The organism is Sphingopyxis sp., from assembly GCF_036402335.1.
GTDB lineage: Bacteria > Pseudomonadota > Alphaproteobacteria > Sphingomonadales > Sphingomonadaceae > Sphingopyxis.
The window spans coordinates 1-4101 of sequence record NZ_DASWTD010000657.1 but is presented as its reverse complement, the minus strand read 5'-3'; the positions used below and the strand labels follow the sequence as shown (position 1 = coordinate 4101).

The 4101-nt window shown below is 66.4% G+C and carries 4 protein-coding genes and 1 pseudogene; 3 read left to right on the top strand and 2 right to left on the bottom strand.

All coding sequences use genetic code 11. The features are described 5' to 3' along the window. Both VGD20_RS21020 and VGD20_RS21015 read right to left on the bottom strand, forming a co-directional pair. Nucleotides 1-619 (bottom strand): annotated as a pseudogene (locus VGD20_RS21020) (PEP-CTERM system histidine kinase PrsK); the annotation flags it as partial. A gap of 4 nt (nt 620-623) precedes the next feature. Continuing rightward, the gene (locus VGD20_RS21015) at nt 624-2012 is read right to left on the bottom strand and encodes a TIGR03013 family XrtA/PEP-CTERM system glycosyltransferase (RefSeq protein WP_331136315.1); all 1389 of its coding nucleotides are present in this window, start codon (nt 2010-2012) and stop codon (nt 624-626) included. A gap of 116 nt (nt 2013-2128) precedes the next feature. Between VGD20_RS21015 and VGD20_RS21010 the strand changes: the two genes are divergently transcribed. From VGD20_RS21010 to VGD20_RS21000, 3 genes are all read left to right on the top strand, one after another. Then, entirely contained in the window at nt 2129-3154 is a 1026-nt protein-coding gene (locus VGD20_RS21010) for a mannose-1-phosphate guanylyltransferase (RefSeq protein ID WP_331136314.1), read from the top strand. Nucleotides 3155-3159: 5 nt separating this feature from the next. Then, complete coding sequence (locus tag VGD20_RS21005; protein WP_331136313.1) at nt 3160-3870, top strand: AraC family transcriptional regulator; 711 nt, start codon at nt 3160-3162, stop codon at nt 3868-3870. A 48-nt stretch (nt 3871-3918) separates the two neighbouring features. Further along, nucleotides 3919-4101, top strand: a 183-nt coding sequence (locus tag VGD20_RS21000; protein ID WP_331136312.1) for a hypothetical protein, incomplete at its 3' end; no start/stop codon positions are given.

Genomic DNA, 4101 nt, shown 5'->3' with positions numbered 1-4101 from the left:
TCAGGAGTACGACGCCGGGAAGCAGTCCGATCAGCGTCGACGCGGTCTTCCCGGTCAGCGCGCCGATCAGCTGCGCATTGAGCTCATAGGCCCACAGCATCGCAAAACCGCCGGCCACCGCCATCACCGGCATGCGTTGCCCGGCGCTCGCATTGCGAACCCCGCTGTCGATGATCAGCAGCCCGCCGACGGCGACGACCATCGCGGCGAACGCCAGCGTCGGCGTCATCCACGGCTCGGCCGCCTCCCCGGCGCGCAGGTGCGTCACGGTGCCGAGCAGTAGCGTCAGCAGGCACATGGTGACCAGCATGCGCAGGATCAGCCGCAGCGGGCGCGATATCGGCGCACGCGGCGACCAGAAGGTTCCTCCCAGCCAGCCGATCATCGCAAGGTCGCGGAGCGCCTGCGCAACCAGCGCCTGCGACGATCCCGGTGAAAAGACATAAAGCGCCCCGCACCAGAGCGCGGTCGCCGCGGCCGCCATCGCCAGCCGCCGCGGCGCCGACATCAGCGTTGCCATGTGCGACGGCGACCGTGCCAGCAGCCATAGCGTCACGCCGGTAAAACCCGTCAGCGCCAGCGCGGACAGGATCTGGGACAGGCCAGAAAGGGCGGTCATCGCCTTACCGCGCGCCGTCCGGCCACAACACGACGCGCACGGTCTGGAGCAGGATCAAAAGGTCGAGGAAGGGCGAATAATTCTTCGCATAATAAAGATCATATTCGAGCTTCACCCGCGCATCCTCGACCGACGCGCCATAGGGATAGTTGATCTGCGCCCAGCCGGTCAGACCCGGCTTGACCATATGCCGCTCGGCATAAAAGGGCAGCTTCTGCTCCAGCTCATCGACGAAGCTCGGCCGCTCGGGGCGCGGGCCGACAAAGCTCATGTCGCCCTTCAGCACGCACCAGGTCTGCGGCAGCTCGTCGATGCGCAGCTTGCGGATGATCCGGCCGACACGCGTGACGCGCGGATCATTCTCGCTCGCCCACACCGCCTTGCCTTCGGCCTCGGCATCGGTGCGCATCGAACGGATCTTGAAGATGTCATAGGCTTCGCCGAACAGCCCGACGCGCGGTTGCCGGTAAAAGACCGGCCCCCGACTGTCGAGTTTGACCGCGATCCCCGCGATAATGACGAGCGGCAGGCCGATCACCAGCACCAAAAGACTGGCGAGGATATCGAACAGCCGCTTGCCGACTTTCGAAATCCGCTGCCCCGCCGAAAATCCGTCGGAAAAAATGAGCCCGCTCGGGTTGGTCGTCGCGAGGTCGACGCGCCCGGTTTCGCGTTCGATGAAGCTGGCAATGTCATTGACATGCACGCCAGTGGTCTTGACGCGCAGCAGGTCGGCGAGCGGCAGGGCGTTGCGCCGCTCCTCTAGCGCAAGCACCACCTCGCCTGCGCGCAGCGCCACGGCATGCTCGGACAGATTGTCGATGGCCTCGCGCGGGATCGCGCCCGGGACCGTCTTTTCGGCGGCGCTCATCGCGACGAAGCCGACCATTTCCAGCCCGCTTCCCGGCTCGTTCGCCAGCGCCGCAAGCCGCGCGGCGCGCGGCCCGGCACCCAGCACGAGGATACGGCGACGAAAGGCATCGGCCCCCGCCGACTGGGTCAGCGCAAGCCGGATGACGAACAGCGCCGCGATCGCAAAGGCCATCGCGTAAAGGCTGTTCGCGCGCCATAGCGTCGCGGTCGGCAACAGGAATCCCAGTACCGACAGGAAAATCACCCCGAGCGAGATCGCGGCGAGCAGGCGCGCGGTCGCGAAACGCATCGAGCGCAGCCCCTCGTTCCCGTACATCCCGGTTGCCATCATCGCGAGCGAATTGGACAGGCCGAACGTCACCAGCGGTAGCCAGCGGTCGCCGAGCGGCCCGGCATCGAAGCCTGCCTGACGCGCATAAAGATGCCACGCGCCCTCGGCCGAGCAGAGCAGCGCGATGAATTCGATCAGCGCCAGCCAGACGACGGCGTGCGGGACATAATGTTTGAACAGCCGGAACATGCCGGCGCGATACTACAGCCGAGGCGTCAACTGTCGGTTAATTTTACACTTGTTATATCGGCAATGACAGCGTGACGCCCCGCATCCAACGCGATAGACCGGACGTTATGACGCTGATGATCCAGCCTGTAATCCTGTGCGGCGGCGCCGGCACGCGCCTCTGGCCCGAATCGCGCGGTACGCGCGCCAAGCAGTTCCTGCTACTGCATGGCCAGCGCAGCCTGTTCCGCCAGACCGTCGAACGCACCCCCGCGGGCCCCGATTTCCTTCCGCCGATCGTCCTGTGCGGTGACGGCCATGTCGCGATGGTCCGCGAACAGATGAACGACCGCGAGGAATCGCTGCTCGTCGAACCGATGCCGCGCAACACCGCCGCGGCGATCGCCCTCGCCGTCGCGCAGGCCGACGCCAACACCCTCCTCCTCGTCATGCCGAGCGATCATGTGATCGCCGACGTCCCCGCCTTTCACGCCGCGATCGCCAAGGGGGTCCGCCTCGCGCAGCAGGACTGGCTCGTCACCTTCGGCATCACCCCCGACCGCCCCGAAACGGGTTTCGGATATATCGCTGCGGGCGGCGCGCTCGGCCAGGACGGTTTTGCGGTCGAACGCTTTGTCGAAAAGCCCCCGCTCGCCGATGCCGAAGCGATGCTCGCGGCAGGCGGATATAGCTGGAACGCCGGCATCTTCCTGTTCCGCGCCGCGCGCATGCGCGACGCGATGCTCACGCATTGCCGCGCGATTTTCGAGGCCGCCGACCGCGCCGTCGCGGCGGGGATGCGCGACGGCGACGCACTCTACGCCGACGCCATCGAATTTGCCAAAGCGCCGTCGGACTCGATCGATTATGCCGTGATGGAAAAGGATGAACGCGTCGCGGTCGTCCCGGTGGCGATGGGCTGGTCCGATCTCGGTTGTTGGCACACGATCCACGCGCTCGCCGACAAGGACGACGCCGACAATGCCGTGACTGGTGATGCCTTCCTCCACGAAAGCCGCGGCAATCTGGTGCGCGCGGGCGACAAACGGGTATCGATCCTCGGCATGGACAATATTGCGGTGATCGTCGATGGCGACGATATTTTGATCATCCCGCTCGAACGGTCGCAGGAAGTGCGCGCCGCCGCGAAGGCGCGCGAATAGCGATCATGGGGGAAATCTCCTGCTTTGCCGATGCCCCGCTCGGGCTGCTCGACCACGGCCCCGGCGAATATCGGGGCCGGCACTGTCATGACGCGGCGTTCGTCGCGGTCGTGCTCGAAGGGGGCTATCAGGAAGCCGGCGACGAGGGGCGCTGGAATGTTCGTCCCGGCGACGCGCTGATCCACCACGCCTATGAATCGCACCTCGACCGCTTCGAGGCGAAGGGCGCGCGCGTCCTCGTGCTGGCGTTGCCCGCCGCGCTCGCGGCAACCCCGCATGTGCGCGGCCGCGTCGACGATCCCGACCATCTCGTCCGCCTTGCCGAACGCGACGCCCGCGCGGCATCGCTGCATTTCGCCGAAAGCTTCATTGCCGCAGCGCCATCGGCGCTCGACTGGCCCGACATGCTCGCCGACGACCTGCGCCGCCTCGACCCCTTCGCGCTGTCGGACTGGGCCGAGGAAAAAGGCGTGCGCGCCGAGACGCTCAGCCGCGGTTTCCGCGCGGCATATGGCTGCACTCCGAAATCCTATCGCGCCAATGTCCGCGCGCGCGCCGCCTTTGCCGCGGTGCATCTGGGCGGCGAAGCTTTCGCCGATATCGCCCACCGGCTCCATTTCACCGATCAGGCGCATATGACCCGTGCCATCGCCGGGCTGACCGGTGCGCCTCCAGGTTGGTGGCGGCGACGTCAAATGGATACAAGACAGCGCTGACGCGGTGCTGTTATACTCCGCCAACACACACTCAACGGAGACCTCCCCATGTTCGACCGCCGCACCTTGCTCACCGCGCTCGCCGCGACGTCCGCCATCGCGGGCATCCGCTCGCCCGCGCGCGCGATGCTCGCCGATACGCCGTCGGGCGAAGGCGCGAAACTCACCGCAATCTATGAGCGCATCTACGACATGCTCGTCGACCAGGATCCCGAATTCGCGACCGCGCTC

Excerpts from the sequence above, each read along its gene's own strand:
- VGD20_RS21015 (WP_331136315.1), bottom strand. The coding sequence starts at position 2,012 with ATGTTCCGGCTGTTCAAACATTATGTCCCGCACGCCGTCGTCTGGCTG.
- VGD20_RS21010 (WP_331136314.1), top strand. The coding sequence starts at position 2,129 with ATGATCCAGCCTGTAATCCTGTGCGGCGGCGCCGGCACGCGCCTCTGG.
- VGD20_RS21005 (WP_331136313.1), top strand. The coding sequence starts at position 3,160 with ATGGGGGAAATCTCCTGCTTTGCCGATGCCCCGCTCGGGCTGCTCGAC.